Source organism: Pseudarthrobacter siccitolerans (genome assembly GCF_001046895.1).
GTDB classification, from domain to species: domain Bacteria; phylum Actinomycetota; class Actinomycetes; order Actinomycetales; family Micrococcaceae; genus Arthrobacter; species Arthrobacter siccitolerans.
In genome coordinates this window covers 86,139-100,432 of sequence record NZ_CAQI01000032.1, presented here as the reverse complement: position 1 = coordinate 100,432, position 14,294 = coordinate 86,139, and the positions used below count along the sequence as shown (strand labels likewise).

At 64.3% G+C, this 14,294-nt stretch carries 12 protein-coding genes; 5 read left to right on the top strand and 7 right to left on the bottom strand.

Annotated features, from left to right (window positions below):
* The first annotated feature begins 100 nt into the window (after window positions 1-100).
* The gene (locus tag ARTSIC4J27_RS05165; protein WP_200900756.1) at window positions 101-571 is read left to right on the top strand and encodes an Hpt domain-containing protein; all 471 of its coding nucleotides are present in this window, start codon (window positions 101-103) and stop codon (window positions 569-571) included.
* A 20-nt stretch (window positions 572-591) separates the two neighbouring features.
* Here ARTSIC4J27_RS05165 and ARTSIC4J27_RS05160 read toward each other — a convergent pair whose 3' ends face one another.
* The 4 genes from ARTSIC4J27_RS05160 to ARTSIC4J27_RS05145 form a co-directional block, all read right to left on the bottom strand.
* Window positions 592-798 (bottom strand): helix-turn-helix domain-containing protein, encoded by a 207-nt coding sequence (locus ARTSIC4J27_RS05160; protein ID WP_050054145.1) that lies wholly within the window; start codon window positions 796-798, stop codon window positions 592-594.
* Entirely contained in the window at window positions 798-1,277 is a 480-nt protein-coding gene (locus tag ARTSIC4J27_RS05155) for a DUF2975 domain-containing protein (RefSeq protein WP_050054144.1), read from the bottom strand. Before ARTSIC4J27_RS05155 ends, ARTSIC4J27_RS05160 begins: the two co-directional genes overlap by 1 nt.
* Before the next feature lie 98 nt (window positions 1,278-1,375).
* Window positions 1,376-2,050 carry a DUF6766 family protein gene (locus tag ARTSIC4J27_RS05150; RefSeq protein WP_050054143.1) on the bottom strand — a complete coding sequence of 225 codons (675 nt, stop codon included), beginning with the start codon at window positions 2,048-2,050 and terminating at the stop codon, window positions 1,376-1,378.
* Window positions 2,051-2,145: 95 nt separating this feature from the next.
* The gene (locus ARTSIC4J27_RS05145) at window positions 2,146-2,580 is read right to left on the bottom strand and encodes a hypothetical protein (protein WP_050054142.1); all 435 of its coding nucleotides are present in this window, start codon (window positions 2,578-2,580) and stop codon (window positions 2,146-2,148) included.
* A 307-nt stretch (window positions 2,581-2,887) separates the two neighbouring features.
* On the opposite strand from ARTSIC4J27_RS05145, the gene ARTSIC4J27_RS05140 reads away from it, so the two are divergent.
* Window positions 2,888-4,507, top strand: coding sequence for a sensor histidine kinase (locus tag ARTSIC4J27_RS05140; RefSeq protein ID WP_235436559.1), 1,620 nt, complete (start codon window positions 2,888-2,890; stop codon window positions 4,505-4,507).
* 356 nt (window positions 4,508-4,863) lie between these two features.
* Window positions 4,864-5,661, top strand: coding sequence for a GAF and ANTAR domain-containing protein (locus ARTSIC4J27_RS05135; RefSeq protein ID WP_161799554.1), 798 nt, complete (start codon window positions 4,864-4,866; stop codon window positions 5,659-5,661).
* A gap of 35 nt (window positions 5,662-5,696) precedes the next feature.
* Here the strand turns inward: ARTSIC4J27_RS05135 and ARTSIC4J27_RS05130 are convergent, their stop codons facing one another.
* Entirely contained in the window at window positions 5,697-6,971 is a 1,275-nt protein-coding gene (locus tag ARTSIC4J27_RS05130) for a glycoside hydrolase family 26 protein (protein ID WP_235436558.1), read from the bottom strand.
* A gap of 226 nt (window positions 6,972-7,197) precedes the next feature.
* On the opposite strand from ARTSIC4J27_RS05130, the gene ARTSIC4J27_RS05125 reads away from it, so the two are divergent.
* Together ARTSIC4J27_RS05125 and ARTSIC4J27_RS05120 are read left to right on the top strand one after the other, a co-directional pair.
* Window positions 7,198-7,947: an ANTAR domain-containing protein gene (locus tag ARTSIC4J27_RS05125; RefSeq protein ID WP_050054139.1), complete on the top strand. Its 750-nt coding sequence runs from the start codon at window positions 7,198-7,200 to the stop codon at window positions 7,945-7,947.
* Between the two features lie 325 nt (window positions 7,948-8,272).
* On the top strand, window positions 8,273-10,579 hold the full coding sequence (locus ARTSIC4J27_RS05120; protein ID WP_050054138.1) for a fibronectin type III domain-containing protein: 2,307 nt from the start codon (window positions 8,273-8,275) through the stop codon (window positions 10,577-10,579).
* A 383-nt stretch (window positions 10,580-10,962) separates the two neighbouring features.
* On the opposite strand, the gene ARTSIC4J27_RS05115 is transcribed toward ARTSIC4J27_RS05120, so the two are convergent.
* Complete coding sequence (locus tag ARTSIC4J27_RS05115) at window positions 10,963-12,294, bottom strand: sensor histidine kinase (protein WP_235436557.1); 1,332 nt, start codon at window positions 12,292-12,294, stop codon at window positions 10,963-10,965.
* A gap of 118 nt (window positions 12,295-12,412) precedes the next feature.
* Complete coding sequence (locus ARTSIC4J27_RS05110; protein WP_235436556.1) at window positions 12,413-13,759, bottom strand: BTAD domain-containing putative transcriptional regulator; 1,347 nt, start codon at window positions 13,757-13,759, stop codon at window positions 12,413-12,415.
* Between the last annotated feature and the right edge of the window lie 535 nt (window positions 13,760-14,294).

Here is a 14,294-nt window from a genome sequence, read left to right as displayed (position 1 = left end):
GGCTACTCGTGCCTGCGGGCGGGCCTCGGGATAACGTTTAATGACGTTCTTCTGGGGGCAAAAGCAGGATCCATTTGGCGGAAGTAATGCGGGGACAATGATGACTCACGGCGATAGTTCCATCCTGCCCTTCCTCGACAGGACGGTACTGGACAGGCTCCGCACGGATCTCGCGGACGATGAAGGCGTGTGGAAAACGCTGGTCCAAAGCTTCATCGAACGCCTCCCCTACCGGGTGGAACGGTTGCGCCTGGCCCTGGCCACGGGTGACTTTGCCGGCGCAGTGGAGGCTGTGCGCAGCCTCAAGATCTCCAGCCAGCGGCTCGGCGGGGAACGCCTGGCGGACCTCGCCCATGGCCTGCAGGTGGATCTGCATAACAGCCCGGGCGCCGACCCGGCCCAGGTCCTGCCGCGGTTGGCCGAGGCCCATCTGGAGCAGCTGAGTACGTGCGGTCGCCACACCGCCTACCTCCTGCAGGCCCACCTTGAAGGCCGCCGCGCGTCCACCCCCGAGCTTTCGTCCGCCCTCCACCTGTTGGGTTTCCCTACCCCGGGGTACTCCCGGGAGTAGGTTGCCGGGTGGCAACCCGTTCAGTCCTCCACAAACTCGAGCAGGTCACCCGGCTGGCAGTTCAGGACGCGGCACATCGCTTCGAGCGTGCTGAAGCGGACGGCCTTCGCGCGTCCGTTCTTGAGCACTGCCACGTTGGCAGGCGTGAGGCCAACCCTGTCGGCAAACTCCCCCACGCTCATCTTCTGCTTCGCCAGTTCGACGTCGATGCGCACCACGATAGGCATCAGATCACCGCTTCCATGTCGGAGCGGAGGTCCGCAGCCTGCCGGAGCAGGGCGCGCAGCACCACCACCACCAGGCCGACGGCGGCACCGGCCGCCAGCATCAGGATCAGCAGGAGCGGCACGCCCGGGTCATCGGCGTTGAGGACCACGATGGCCGAGAACACGGCCAGCATGGTCCAGGCTGCGGCGATGGCCCACATGATCGCGTCCACCCATACAAAAGCCCGCCTGCTGAAGATCTGGTCCTGCTTGACCATGGTCAGCAGCTTCCAGGTGCTGACGATCACCACCTGCACGCAGGCCACCTCGAGGATGCCGAAGATGGTGAGCGGCCACTGGAGGTAGGCCCGCTCCGGGTTTTCAGCTGCCATGTGGGCGAACTGGCCGGGAAGGGACATGACCTGGAACAGGACCAGGAGGAGGAACGCGCCCACAAGCACGATCCGGAGGGCGATGACAGCCAGGCGATTGATCTTCATGCATCGAGTTTCAGTTATTACCTATCGAAAGTCAATCGACCCTATCGCCGCATCCCTCCGCCTTGGGGTTTCAGGGGGCTCCGGCCGGCCTGTCCGGGCTAGCCCGTCGAGGCAGTATCGTCGTGGGCAGCCCCGACGGGCTTCGATTCGGGTGAACCGCGCTGGCGGAGGTAGATGGACAGGACCACCATGGAGCCGACGGCGAGGAATTCCGACTGCCAGTTCTGCAGCGTTCGGTTCCAGAACTCTGCCGATGCAATGTACTCAGTCCAGGTCACGGGCTGCTGAAAGTTCTGGATCTGCTCTTCGTTGTAGGCACTGTTTCCGGCGAAGGACTGGACCAGCCAGCACAGGACGAAGATCAGTCCCATCGTCATCCCGAGCGAATTTGAAAAGACGGTGCGGCGCCAGCCGGCGGCTTTAGCCCAGGCCGGCGACTTCTCATTGCTGTGCTCACCCACCAGCTGGTCCTCGTCGGATTCGGTTCCCGTCTGGTCCAGTTCCTTTGATTCGGGTGACCCTTTTTGGACCAGCCAGATGGTGGCCATGATGTAGAGCAGGAACTGCAGGTATTCGGACTGCCAGTTCTCCGAGACGTCCACGGCGAAGTGGGAAGAGGTGAGGTACTGGCCCAGGCTGATTTCCTCAAGCCCGTTGACGAGCTGTTCCTCGTTGAACAGGGCATGGCCGGTCAGCCCCTGCCCCAGCAGCGCCAGGAGGAAAATGAGCCCGAAGAAGAGGCTCAGTCCGTTGTTCCTGAGTGCTTTTTTCATGGCTTCCTCCTATCCGTGGACGAGTCCGACGACGGCCATGTAGGCCAGTCCGCCGAAAATCAGGATCAGGTACAGCGCAAAACTCCACCGCATGACTAGTTGCCTCCCACTTCGCAGGTGTACGGCGCATCACCGTTCGGAGTGCACCCGGCTGCCGTAATCTTCCAGCCGCCTTCGGCGGCAGCCAGGAAGACCGCGTCGTTCTCGAATTCCACGAAGGCGCCACGGCCGTATGTCTCGGTGCGCGCCACTGTTCCGGGTTCCTGGATCTGCAGGTTCCTGAGGTGGTCCTCGCAGCTGCCCTCCTGCTCCCGGGCCGTCTTCTCGCGGGTATCGGACTCCAGCATGGAGCAGGCGGAGGACCAGTCCGACGAGCTCATCGCCTGGTGAAATTCCTGCGCCGCATCGGCAGGTGCGGTTCCGTCAGGGGCGCAGCCGGATACGGCCAGCAGGGCGGCGATGCCGGCGACCACCAGCAGGTACCTGCCGTGCCTGCCGGGCCCCCAGATGTCAGCAATCCGGTCCACCATGGCCGTTTTCCTTTCGCCCGGGACAGCCCTGTCCGAGTTCCGCCGTACTGCTGGATGACGGGTTAAAAGTACTGTTTACGCAGGTCAACCACGAAGTCATCCTTAATCGACAGTAGCCTTACTAATCAGGAGAGTAAAGCTCCGCTATGACTGGCCGCACAGGAAGGTTACGCCCGTTCTATTCCCGGGCGCAGGGCACGCAGTAGGCTTCAAATAGCGACCTGTTGGGGCGGGGCCGGGGGGAAACATGTTTTTTGAGTGGATAGCACGCTATTTTCGAACGCTGGGGCCAAGAGGCCGGACTGTTATGTTCCAGCTCCCACTGTCCATCACCATGCTGCTCGTCGTTGTCCTGGCTGCGATCCTGCATCCACAATTCGAGTGGTCCGGTCCGTTCCCGTACACCTTGCTGGGCCATCTCGCCCTGTTGGCCGCCTGCGGACTGGTGCCGTGGGAACGGCTTCCGGAACGGGCACCGCTCATCATCCCGGTACTGGACTGCCTCGCCATTGGCCTGTCGCGCGAAGCCGGCGACCAGTACTTGTCGGCGCTGAGCTTCCTGCTGGTTTTTCCGGTGGTCTGGCTGTCCTACGGGCCGCAGCGCAGCGGGGTCTTTATCGCTGTACTGGCTGCCCTCTTCAGCGTTGTGCTCCCGCCGGCAATCCTCGGCACCGGCTACACCAGCGCCTCCTTCATCCGTATTGTGCTCGTGACGGTCATCCTGGCAGCGATGGCACTTACCGCCTATGGGGTTGCGAAAGCCGTTCGGCAACAGCGGCTGCGGCTGGAAAACCAGGAAGCAGAGGTCCGGCGGCTGCTGGCCGCCAGCGAGGACCGGGAGCAACTGCTGGGCACCGTGGTGGATACCGTCAGCGTCGCGGTCTGCGCGCTCGACTCCCAGGGCCGGACCATCCTCACCAACCAGCATCAAAGCACCCACTCCGCGGGAGCAATCTTCGCGGATCCACGTTCCGCTGAGGGTGCAAGCCTTCCGGTCTACGGCATGGACAGGAAACAGCCCCTGCCCCCGGAGCGGCATCCACGCACCCGCGCGGCCCGGGGCGAGACCTTCACCGATGAGCTGGTCTGGATCGGCAACGGAACCATGCAGCGTGCGTACTCGGCCACCTGCAGGCTGATCCGGACTCCGGACGGCCGGCATTCCGGCGCAGTCCTATCCCTGACAGACGTCACTGCACTGGTGGAGGCGCTCTCGGCGAAGGACCAGTTCGTGGCAAGTGTCTCGCACGAACTGCGGACGCCGCTGACTTCGATCCTGGGCTACCTTGCCCTGGCGCTGGACGAAACGGGGCTCGATCCCGACGTCGAACATTCCCTAAACGTTGCCAAACGCAACGCCGAACGGCTGCTGACCCTGGTGGGCGACCTGCTCACCACCGCCTCAGGCACGGTGACCGTGACGCCCCGCCCGGCGGACCTTGCAGAGGTTGCCGCCAACAGTGTCGAAGCCGCCCAGCCCCGGGCCAAGGCCGGCGGCGTCACGCTGAACCTGCAGACGGCAGGCCCGGCCACCGGACGCTTCGACCCGGACCGGATGGGGCAGGCCATAGACAACCTGGTATCCAACGCCATCAAATACACGCCCACCGGCGGTACCGTCACAGTCTGTGTCGGCACCAAAGGCGAAAACCTCACCTGCGAGGTGGCCGATACCGGGGTCGGTATGACCGAGGAGGATCTGGCCCAGGCTTTCACCCGTTTCTTCCGCACCGCCAAAGCCCACTCCTCCGCCATTCCCGGTGCCGGCCTGGGACTTGCCATCACCAGGGCCATCATCGAAAACCACCGGGGAAGCATCAGCCTCACCAGCACCCATGGGAAGGGCACCACCGCGACGATCACCCTCCCGGACGCGGACGCGGCGGCCCGGCCGCTGGTTTCCGCCTCAAACAGTCCCGGTTTTTGAGCCATTCTTGAGCAAGCCTTGATCGATTCCTCCCCGGCCCTTGAGCATCGCCGTGCAAAGTATTCCGTGTAAGGCCTGAAGCGCGAAGCAACTGCAACCGGGATCTGGGCCCGGTAGCGCCAGGGACTTAATTCGGGAACAACCGAAGGTCTTAGCGCTTGGCGGTGTCGAGAAGCCGGCACCGCCAAGCGGATCTTCGACACAGATTTCCCCGCACCGGCCAGAGTAGTTCCAGTAGCCGCCTGCCCGAAAACCGAGTAGTCACTACTCGTGTACCCCCTCCATGGCGCCCCGTAAGGTCTTGACGAGCGCGGCACATGATGCCTCCAGTGGTTCTACTGTCAGGGGGACAGGTTATGGATACGAACCGTCAGCAGGCGCACCATCAGGCTGGGGCCGGTGGGCAAGACAACGGGACAACCGGGTTCCACGGCCAGTCACCAGTCCCGATGACGCCGGGGCCGCTCCTGAACCTGAGGTCCAACAGCGACCAGGACTCACTGCGGCTGCTGGCCCGTGCAGCGGCATCGGAACTGCCGGAACCCGGCTGTTCCATGGACTGCGTGGTGTCCCTGCCCCGGCCGGGCAAGGCGGTCCTGACGGCCGGAACACATGAACGCGCCGTTGGCATCGCCCGGGCAGATCAGGAAAACGGCCGGGGGCCGGTGTCGCATGCCCTGGCAGGGCGCCGGTCGGGCATCGTCAACAGCTCCGCAACAGATTTCCCATGGCCTGACTACTCGGGCCCCCTGGGCAAGGCCGGCTACCGGTCCTTGCTGTCGGCACCCCTTGCCCTGGTACCCGGCGGGTTTGCAGCACTGACCATCCTGGCGGACACTGACCAGGCTTTCCCGCCCGCAGTACTCGCCCGGCTTACCGCATTCAGTGCCGTGGCAGCCACCAGTTATTCCATGGCGGTGCAGTTCCGCGATGCTGGGGTGGCGGTCAACCGGCTGCAGGCATCCATGCAGGACCGCACCTCCATCGAGGTGGCGTGCGGGGTGATTATGGGGCGGAACCGTTGTTCCTACGAGGACGCCCTCCAACTGCTTGCCGATGCTTCAACCCACAGAAATGTCCAGGCGCGGGTGGTGGCGGACAGGCTCCTCAATCAAATGCCGGGCGGGGCTCCGTCCCCACACTTCGGCCGGTAACCGGACCGGCGTTCGGTTGCTCACCGGACCGGCGTTCAGCCCCGCGGGCGGCAGGATTGGGCGGGACCGTAACGCAGCCAGTCGGGCAGGGCGGCTTTGAAGGCATCGCGGATGGCCGGGGTCTGGTTCACGGTCCAGTCCACCCTCGCGCCCACTTCAGTTTCCTCCCGGTCCCACTCGAACCAGTTGATCATCTTCAACTGCGGGAACTGCGCGGCCGTGCTGGGGTTGAACAGCTGGCCCCACCAGGCCTGCTTGATCGCCAGTTCCCCATCACCGCCGGCGTCGGGGGCGAACATTGCCGCGGTTTCCGGGACGGCCACCGGCTTGCCGTGGGCCACGCCGTAGACCTGGTAAAAGTCCGGAACCGGGCTGTCATCACCGTTAATGCCGATGTAGCTGCCGGTCAGCTGCGCTGCGAACTTGCCTGGCTCCGGGACCTCGTTTTCACCCCACGGAATGGCGTTGCCCCAGTGGAAGAGGGCCAGTCCCACCCAATCCACCACATCGTCACCCGGATAGTAGGGTGCATAGGAGTCATCGTTCTCGTTGAGGGCCCCATCGGCATTGGTGTCCAGCACGGAGAAATCGGGCGTCCCGGGCTTGGCCTCGAACTTTCCGCCGGTGTACGGGTATCCCCCGCCATAGCTGGGCGCCCACATCATGGCGGAGCCGGGAGCATGCTCGCGCACGGCGGCGGCGATGGTGCGGAAGGCGGCGATGTAGCTCGTGGGCTGCTGCCCCCAGGAATACCAAGATCCGTTCATGTCGGGGGCAAAGCGGACGATGACGGGTACGCCGTCGGCATTGAACTTCGCGAGATCGAACGCCAGTGCGTTGGCGGCGTCGGATGTAACAACGGCGAGGCCTGCTTCGGGGTTAAGCGTCAACAGCATCATCTGCCCGTGAGTGCGGATTTGGATCACCTCCCGCTCCAGATCCCTTTTGTCCTCCTCGCCGTAGGGGAAGGTGACAAATGAGACGCTGACCGCGGGTTTGCGTCCCAGGTCGAATGCATAGCCTTCCAGCGACCTGGCACGCGAGTCCAGGCTCACGCCGAAGAGAACCCCCGACGCCGGGACCAGCGACGCCTTGTCCGTCACCTGGCAGACCGGGGCGGCCGGCGCGGACTCCGTTGCCGGGCTTTGGGCCACAATCTGCCCCTGGCCTCCTCCACGGCCAAAGTAGTCAACGCCGGCAATCACGACGGCAACAACGGCGAAGACCGCGAAAATGCCCAAAACCTGGCGCATCACCGAAAAGCCAAAGGAGGCGTAACGGCCGTTCTTCTTCGGCATCGGTTCAGACATGCGCATACCCCCACTTGAATTGCGGTTGGACCCATCCTAGGACTGGTACCGGAGGGCTGAAAGGCCCGGGCCTACTGATATTGCGGCCCCTAATGGACCTTCGCCTACCGCAGTAATGCCCTGCCGGAAAGTCGAGTACCGGTTACTCGGGTACTCCCGCTCCCCCGCCCCGTAACGTTCAGGAGGAGGTGTCGGCGAGGACGCCCGCTGGCGACGGGAGCAGTTTGTGGGAAGCGAGCTGCGCCTGGAGCGGGCGCCCTACCCGGCCCCGCCCAGCTTCGGGGTTCTTTTGGACCTGCGTGCCCCCAGCGATGAAGCCTCCCTCCAACTCCTCGCACAGGCTGCCACCTCAGCCCTCTCCGAGCTGGCCGGATGCACCCTGGACTGCGCCGTCTCCGTTGTCCGCCCCCAGGGGACGCTGACTGCAGGCACCAGCAGCGGCGCCACCGGCCTCGCCCAATGGGACAAAGGCACCGGGGACGGTCCTGTGTCCCATGCACTCGCCGGGCACTTGGCGCACCTTCCCAACAGCTACTCCGCGGCTGCGCAGTGGCCCTCTTACTGGCACACGCTCAGCGGGGCCGGCTACAGGTCGCTTCTGTCCGTGCCGCTGCATCTCCACGCGGGCAGCAAGTCGGCACTGACCCTGGTGGCCCGGCAGGACGACGCCTTCACTCCCAGCGTCGTGGTTGCCGCCAGCGCCTTCAGCAAACTGGCGGCCAGCAGTTATGTCTCGGCGGCCGAGCTGCGGGCCGCGCAAGCCACGGTGCAACACCTCCAGGCCGCACTGCAGGGCCGTACCACCATCGATGTTGCCTGCGGATTGATCATGGGACAAAACCGGTGTTCCTACAAGGCCGCCTTCCACATCCTGGCCCAGGCCTCCAGCCACCGGAACGTCAAAGCCCGCGTCGTGGCGGAAACCATGCTGCGGGAACTGCCGGGCGGCGCCCCTTCCACGCACTTCATGGAATGAAGCCGAGGGCTGTACTTAGAGACTGCCACCGGCTTAGGCGATACATCACGACGACGGCGGCCATGCCGGCTGCCGCCGTCGCCTTCGTGTCGAGGTACTTCGTTCCCCCGCAGTCAGGACCAGGCCGGAGGCTTACGCCTTCCATTCTTGGGAATCCCTAGGAGCCGTTGAAACTGCGCATCACTGCCCAGGCATTGCGAGCCCCTGGAGAACTCTTTCTAGGGCGTGGCTCCAAACACCGGCCAGCATTTCCACAAGGTGGCCCTCCTAGGTTGTGAGCGTGCGTGAAGCCCTTACGCAAGCACCCAGGATCTGTGAGGTTGTAATGAAAACAGCACCAAACCAACCAGGAGAGCCGAGGTTCCGGCTCCAAGGCTACGGACGGGCAGGCATTGTCGGCTCTGTCTCCGCCCTGCTCTGCGCCACGTCCCTACTGGCGATCCCGACGGCGAACGCGACCGTTCCCACGTTCCCCAACAACCTGGTGGTCTTCCCCGACCGTGACTTCGTCACGATCGAGGGTTACCAGGACAAGATAGGCCACACCGCCACGGTGGAGGTCCACCGCCCGGGAGTCGGAATCGTGGGTTCTGCGCAGAGCGTCGTGGCCGCAGGGGACGTCGCTTTTGAAATCAACCATCCAGGTGGAGTCTGCTGGGGTGACGGGACAGGCCTGAAGGTCACTCCAGACATCAAGCCGGGCGACGCCGTCACCATCAAATTCGATGGCAAAGAAGCCGGCACCACCACCGTCCAGGACACCTACGTCACAGGCAGCTCCGTCCTGACCGACGGCACCACCGTGACTGTGAAGGGCCGCGTCGCGGCAGGCGTCAACAAAGACCAGATGGAACAGCGCATCATTGACCCGGCGCTCAAGGACACTTCTGTCGGTCGGCGCGACGTCCGTGCAGTCTCCGGCCCGCTGACAGCGGACGACGGCTATCGGTCCAGCCTTGAATTCGGCCTTGATGGTCCGGAAACCTTCACCGCCACGTATATCTTCGATGAACCAGCCGCCGCCGAGATTGTGGCCAACGCCGGTGGCGCGCGCTCCATGGCGTGGCAAGAAGAGGATGCGGACGCAAACCGCCAAGGCCTGACAATCGCGGAGTACGGCGAGCTGGGCGGCCCCGGAATGGGCGGTTGCCCGAATGGCCCTCTGGGCTCCGGCCCTGCCGGACCCACCCAAATTTCGGCGGCCAAAGTCAATGGCGACATCAAGGTCAACTGGGCCCCTGCCGTGGCAGTCCCCGGAACGCCGGCAATCACAGGGTACCGCGTTACCGCTGTTGCCAAGACTGCCACCGGGAACGAGCGGGTGGAATCCGGAGTGCGGATCAGCGACCCGAAAGCCTCGAGCACCACTCTTAAGGGCCTGTTATCAGACGAGGAATATGACGTCTACGTCGTGTCCGTGAGCAGCGTCGGGGAGACATTCCCGGCCACGCACGCCATCCCGGAAACGGATACCACCGCCCCCGTGGTGACGGCTTCCCCCAACGGCGGAACCTTTTCCACCGCCCAGGAACTGAGGCTGGAAGCCAACGAGCAGGGCAGCGACATCTACTACACCCTCGATGGAACAGATCCTGTCTCCGGCGGCGTCAGCTCCGAAGGTGCAATCCTTTACAGTGCGCCGGTGAAGGTTGCTGAGAGCAGCAAGTACACCTTCGCCGCCATCGACCCCTCCGGCAACGTCTCCGACAACGGCACCGTGGAATTCAAGATCACCAACGATCCCGTACCTGCCGCCCCGACCTTCACTGCCGCTCCTGTGGCAGGCATGGGAACGGCGGAAGTTTCCTGGACAGCGCCGGACGCCGGGGCGGAAGGACTGACCATCACCAGCTACACGGTCCAGGCCTACACCACCGACGGCATCCCGTTCGGTGATCCCAAGAAGGTTGCAGGGGATGTCACCACGCTGGTCTACGAAGGACTGAACGGTGACACCAGCTACCAGTTCACAGTCCGGGCCGGAAACACCAACGGCGACGGGCCCGAATCAGCCAAGAGCGCACCGGTCACCGTTCATGGAGCTGTTGTGGCCATTGCCGGCCCCGACCAGACCGTGGCCCGGCGTACTACGGCCACTACTGTAACCCTGGACGGCACCGGTTCCACCAGCACCAACGCCACCTACAAGTGGGAACAGGTCCTGACCGGAGCCACAGATCCTGACAAGGTCATCCTGAACGCGGACACCACGCTGAACCCAACCTTCAGCCTGCCGGTCTACAAGACGCCGATGACCAACAATCCGCTGACGTTCAAACTGACGGTCACCGTCGGCACGGATCCGGCGACGGCCACCGTGCGGACGGATGAGGTCAAGGTAACCCCGGTTCCGGACAGGGTCACTATCAGCCAGGCCCAATGGAAGAGCGGCGATATTCGGATCGGCGGCACCAGCAGCGCGGTTGGCGGCATCATCACGGTCCGCGTTGGCGGTCCTACCGGGCGGGTGCTGGGCCAGGTGAACGTAACGGCAGCGGCCGCTCCGGAAACCGGTGGCGTCTACCTCCTGCGGTTGCGGAACGCCGCAGCAGGCACCACCAACCCCGGCACCGTCTGGATTGAATCCACGCTTGGCGGTACTGCCGGCCCCGTGGCTGTGGTGAACAAATAAGGATTAGGGATACAGCACAAAGGCCCGGTGGCTTCCGGTAATGTTCCGGAAGCCACCGGGCCTCAGTGTGTCCACCGCAGAGTTTTTGGCCAGATATGCAGGGTTCCGAGGGGGTAAAGTCCGCATATCTGACCAAAAACTCCAAGCCTGGAGGGGAAGCTTCAGCATCGGGTCCCTCTATACACAGCTGCTGGACACTGCAGACCCCGGCCTGGAGCCTGGCTCACCCGGATGGGCATCCGGTTGCTCCCGCACTGCCCGGGCTGCTTAAGCTGCTGGTTCCTGGTTTGCGGCAACTGTCTGCTGTCCTTGGACGCACGGCAGAAGGCCCGCCAGGCGGGGAATGCCTGGCGGGCCAAATCGCAACAGCCAAATCGCAACAGTCAAAGAGTGCTGGTACCCCGCAGTGCCGGTACGGCCGCAAATTCCTGTCCGGAAGCGGCACCCGGATGCCGCAGGCCGGCGAAGCGGAAGGAGGGCCCTGCCACGCCGAACGTTGCGGTAACGGTGGTGCCTGCCCCGGGAGTGGAGCGGACTTCAAGCGCTCCCCCGGCCTGCCGGACTGTATCGCCGAGGATTCGAAGGCCAAAGTGGCCTTCCGGGCACGGCTGCGCCGGATCGAAACCCAGGCCATCATCCGCCACCAGGATGTGGGTGATCTCGCCGGCCTGCCGGATGCGGACCATCACCGAATTAGCCGCTGCGTGTTTCGCGGCGTTGACCAGTGCCTCGCGCGCCACGCGGTAGAGGAGGACCGCCCGGTCGCGGTCCAGTTCCAGCTTGTCCGGGATCTCCACGGTCAGCCGGATGCCGCGCTCCACAAGGGGTGCCTCCAGCCTGGTAAGGGAAGACTTCAGCCCGAGCTCATCGAGGTCCGGCGGGTAGAGCTCGCTGGTCATCGCCCGGAGGGTACGGATATTGTCCTGCAGCATGGTCCGCGCCTTGCGGAACACCGGCCCCTGCTCAGCGGGGCCCCGATTCTCCACCGACTCCAGGGCATACGCCAGCCCGGACAGGTCCTGGATCACTTCGTCGTGGAGTTCGCTGGCGATCTGCCGGCGCTCGTGGTCCGATGCCTGGATCGCCAGGTGCAGCATGGCGTTGCGTGCGGCCTGGTGGACCTGGATCCTGCGGGCCAGCCGGACGGCCGGAATCAACTGCGCCAACTGCAGGACCGCCAATGACAGCAGCATTGGCGGGATCATCCCCATCAGGACTGCGGCCTGCTCATGCCGGACTCCATCCCCCGGAGAGTAGGTTTCGAAGATCATCGGCGCACCGCTTTGGGAAGACGAGCGGGCGTAGACTTCCACGAGTTCGCCGGAGTCCGCCTCGTAGGCGTTCTCTTCGCCGTCCTGGGGCTCCAGGGTGGCCGTCGCCGGGCCGCCTGCGAGGAGCTCGCGCGCCCATTCCTCCTGTTCGAACTCCAGCCCGATGAGGGACTCGATGTCTGAGTAGACCACCCGGCCCTGCTCATCCCACACCTTGATCCTCGTCACGCCGCTCTCCGCCAGCCATGGCTCCAGCCGCTGGTCCAGCAGTTGCAGGGCGGCAGGATCACCGGCCAGGAGCTGGTCGGTGATCAGGGGCCCCACCACACTGTCGGCCAGGCGCTGGGTGATGTCCCGCGCGTTGTCCAGCGCGTGCCGTTCGGCAGCGGCCCGGATCCAGAAGGCCACCGGAGTAGCCACCAGGACCAGTGCTATAAAACCCACAGTAAGAAAGCGTGCAACAGCTGCCCTGACCTCGCGCCGCTCGGCAATGCCACGGGCACTTGAGGTGGCCGGAGAAGCGGCTCCGGGATGTCGTCCTTCCATGGTCAGCCTGCTGCGGCTAGGCCGAGAGTCCCGGTGCATGCGCCGAGGTGCTGCCCAACCTGGCCACCAGCGACGGATGCACAATCAGGTTGCCGGGATGGGCGTGCCGCAGGGTGTCCAGCATGACTCCCAGGGCGCCGTCCTTTGGCAGGAAGGCGCACACTCCCATGCCGGCGGCTTCACGCAGCGCTTCCTGTGACGGGTTGCCGGTCAGCATCACGATCCGGGCTTCCGGGGCCTCCGAAAGAATGCGCTCTGAAGCTGTCAGGCCGGAACCGTCGGAAAGGTGCAGATCCATAATGACGACGTCGGGCCGCAGGTCCTGGAACATCCTTACGGCTGATGCCACTGACTTAGCCGCTCCCACGCTTTTCAGGTCCGGCTCCCGGTCCAGCGCTCCGGCCAGCAGGTCCGAAAACGTAGTGTGGTCGTCAACGATCAGGATCCGCAGCCGTTCTGTTTCCTGCCGGGCTGCAGCTGGAGCCGAGTGGCGGCTTTCCTTGACCACCTGGATGGGGCCGCGGATTTCCGTCGGTCCGGACTCCGCCGCGGTGCTGGTCAGCAGTCTGGCCTGGGCCTCCTTCAGCACCGGCCCGGGGGCGCAGCCCAGTTCCTCATCCATAACCCTGCGGCAGCGGTCGAACGCCCGGAGCGCCTCGGTGTTCTCCCCGTTGCGCTCCAGCCCAAGAACCAGGGCCGCCCATCCCCGCTCGTTGAGCGGGTCCTCCTTCACGGCCGCACCGCCAAAGGCGATTGCCTTGCGGGGTTCCCCGACACTAAGGGCGGTTTCCGCAGCCAGTACGCGGGCAAGATTGACCTGCGCCGCATGCAGGGCCCGCTCTTCCTCGGCCCAGGCGGGCAGCAGCTCGTCGCCGAGCAGCGGAGCCGAAGCCAGTTGGAGAGCCTCCGTGAAGAGAGCGAGTGCCTCGCGCGGTTCGGCCTGGGTGGCAGCTTTTGTCAGCGTTCCGAAGCGGTCCAGGTCCAGTTCCACCAGTGACCGGTCAATGGCATAGCCCCCCGTGACGGTGCGGAGAGGGCCTGTCCGGCCGGCGCCCGGCTGCAGGTGGCGCCGAAGGACGCTGACGTAGCTTTCAAGCGTGGGCAGGGCAACGGCGGGATGGTTTCCGTCCCAGAGCAGATCCATGATGCGGGTCTTGGACACCGCCGAGCCGAAACTCAGCAGGAGAATCTCCAGCACCTGACGGGGCTTGGGTCCACCGAGATCCTTGGCCGTCAGTTCCTTGCCGCCGCGGCGGATGCTCAGCGGGCCGAAAACGGAAATCTGTAGCGCCGGTGGCTCCGGCGGCGCGCCGGGAACGGTACCTGCAGCGGGTGTTTTTTTCGCCAGTTCCAGAGTAATCACGAAGGCTTCCCCCATTTAGTTCAGTGCGTGAGTCTCATTGAAATGGCGGGAAAAAATGCGAACAACAGTGTTGGATACTCAGATACCCATGGCACCGGTACTTAGGTGCGGCGGTCCCTACGCAAGGCCGCCTCAAGGAAACCCACCCGGGAAACGGACTGCTAAAACCCCGCAGGGAAGCGTTTCCGCTGGTTAGACCAACGATTTGATGACTTCTGGGAGTGACGTTGGGAAAAGCCTAGGTAGCCCGTGGCGGCAGTCAACGGAAGCCCCAAAGCTTTCCCCAAGAGGACCCCCCTAATTTTGCGGAAGAGGGCCAACCAACCGGTTTAAGACAAAAGCTCTGGTGCTGGCATTGGATGCACAACCCGGAGTGGAAGCACCCCCAGGAAAGGCGAACCGATGAAGAGGTTCTGGCGCTAGCACCTGATCACCCCTATCCAAGGTTTTCCCTAGGAGGCCATAACACCATGGCCTTGTTTCGCCGGCTCTACTGGGGAGCCGGCCCTACGGGGGGAACCGATTGAGGATGCAG

What these genes read in the sequence shown, in the direction of transcription:
- ARTSIC4J27_RS05165 (WP_200900756.1), top strand. Translation starts at nt 101, where the DNA reads ATGACTCACGGCGATAGTTCCATCCTGCCCTTCCTCGACAGGACGGTA.
- ARTSIC4J27_RS05160 (WP_050054145.1), bottom strand. Translation starts at nt 798, where the DNA reads ATGCCTATCGTGGTGCGCATCGACGTCGAACTGGCGAAGCAGAAGATG.
- ARTSIC4J27_RS05155 (WP_050054144.1), bottom strand. Translation starts at nt 1,277, where the DNA reads ATGAAGATCAATCGCCTGGCTGTCATCGCCCTCCGGATCGTGCTTGTG.
- ARTSIC4J27_RS05150 (WP_050054143.1), bottom strand. Translation starts at nt 2,050, where the DNA reads ATGAAAAAAGCACTCAGGAACAACGGACTGAGCCTCTTCTTCGGGCTC.
- ARTSIC4J27_RS05145 (WP_050054142.1), bottom strand. Translation starts at nt 2,580, where the DNA reads ATGGTGGACCGGATTGCTGACATCTGGGGGCCCGGCAGGCACGGCAGG.
- ARTSIC4J27_RS05140 (WP_235436559.1), top strand. Translation starts at nt 2,888, where the DNA reads ATGTTCCAGCTCCCACTGTCCATCACCATGCTGCTCGTCGTTGTCCTG.
- ARTSIC4J27_RS05135 (WP_161799554.1), top strand. Translation starts at nt 4,864, where the DNA reads ATGGATACGAACCGTCAGCAGGCGCACCATCAGGCTGGGGCCGGTGGG.
- ARTSIC4J27_RS05130 (WP_235436558.1), bottom strand. Translation starts at nt 6,971, where the DNA reads ATGTCTGAACCGATGCCGAAGAAGAACGGCCGTTACGCCTCCTTTGGC.
- ARTSIC4J27_RS05120 (WP_050054138.1), top strand. Translation starts at nt 8,273, where the DNA reads ATGAAAACAGCACCAAACCAACCAGGAGAGCCGAGGTTCCGGCTCCAA.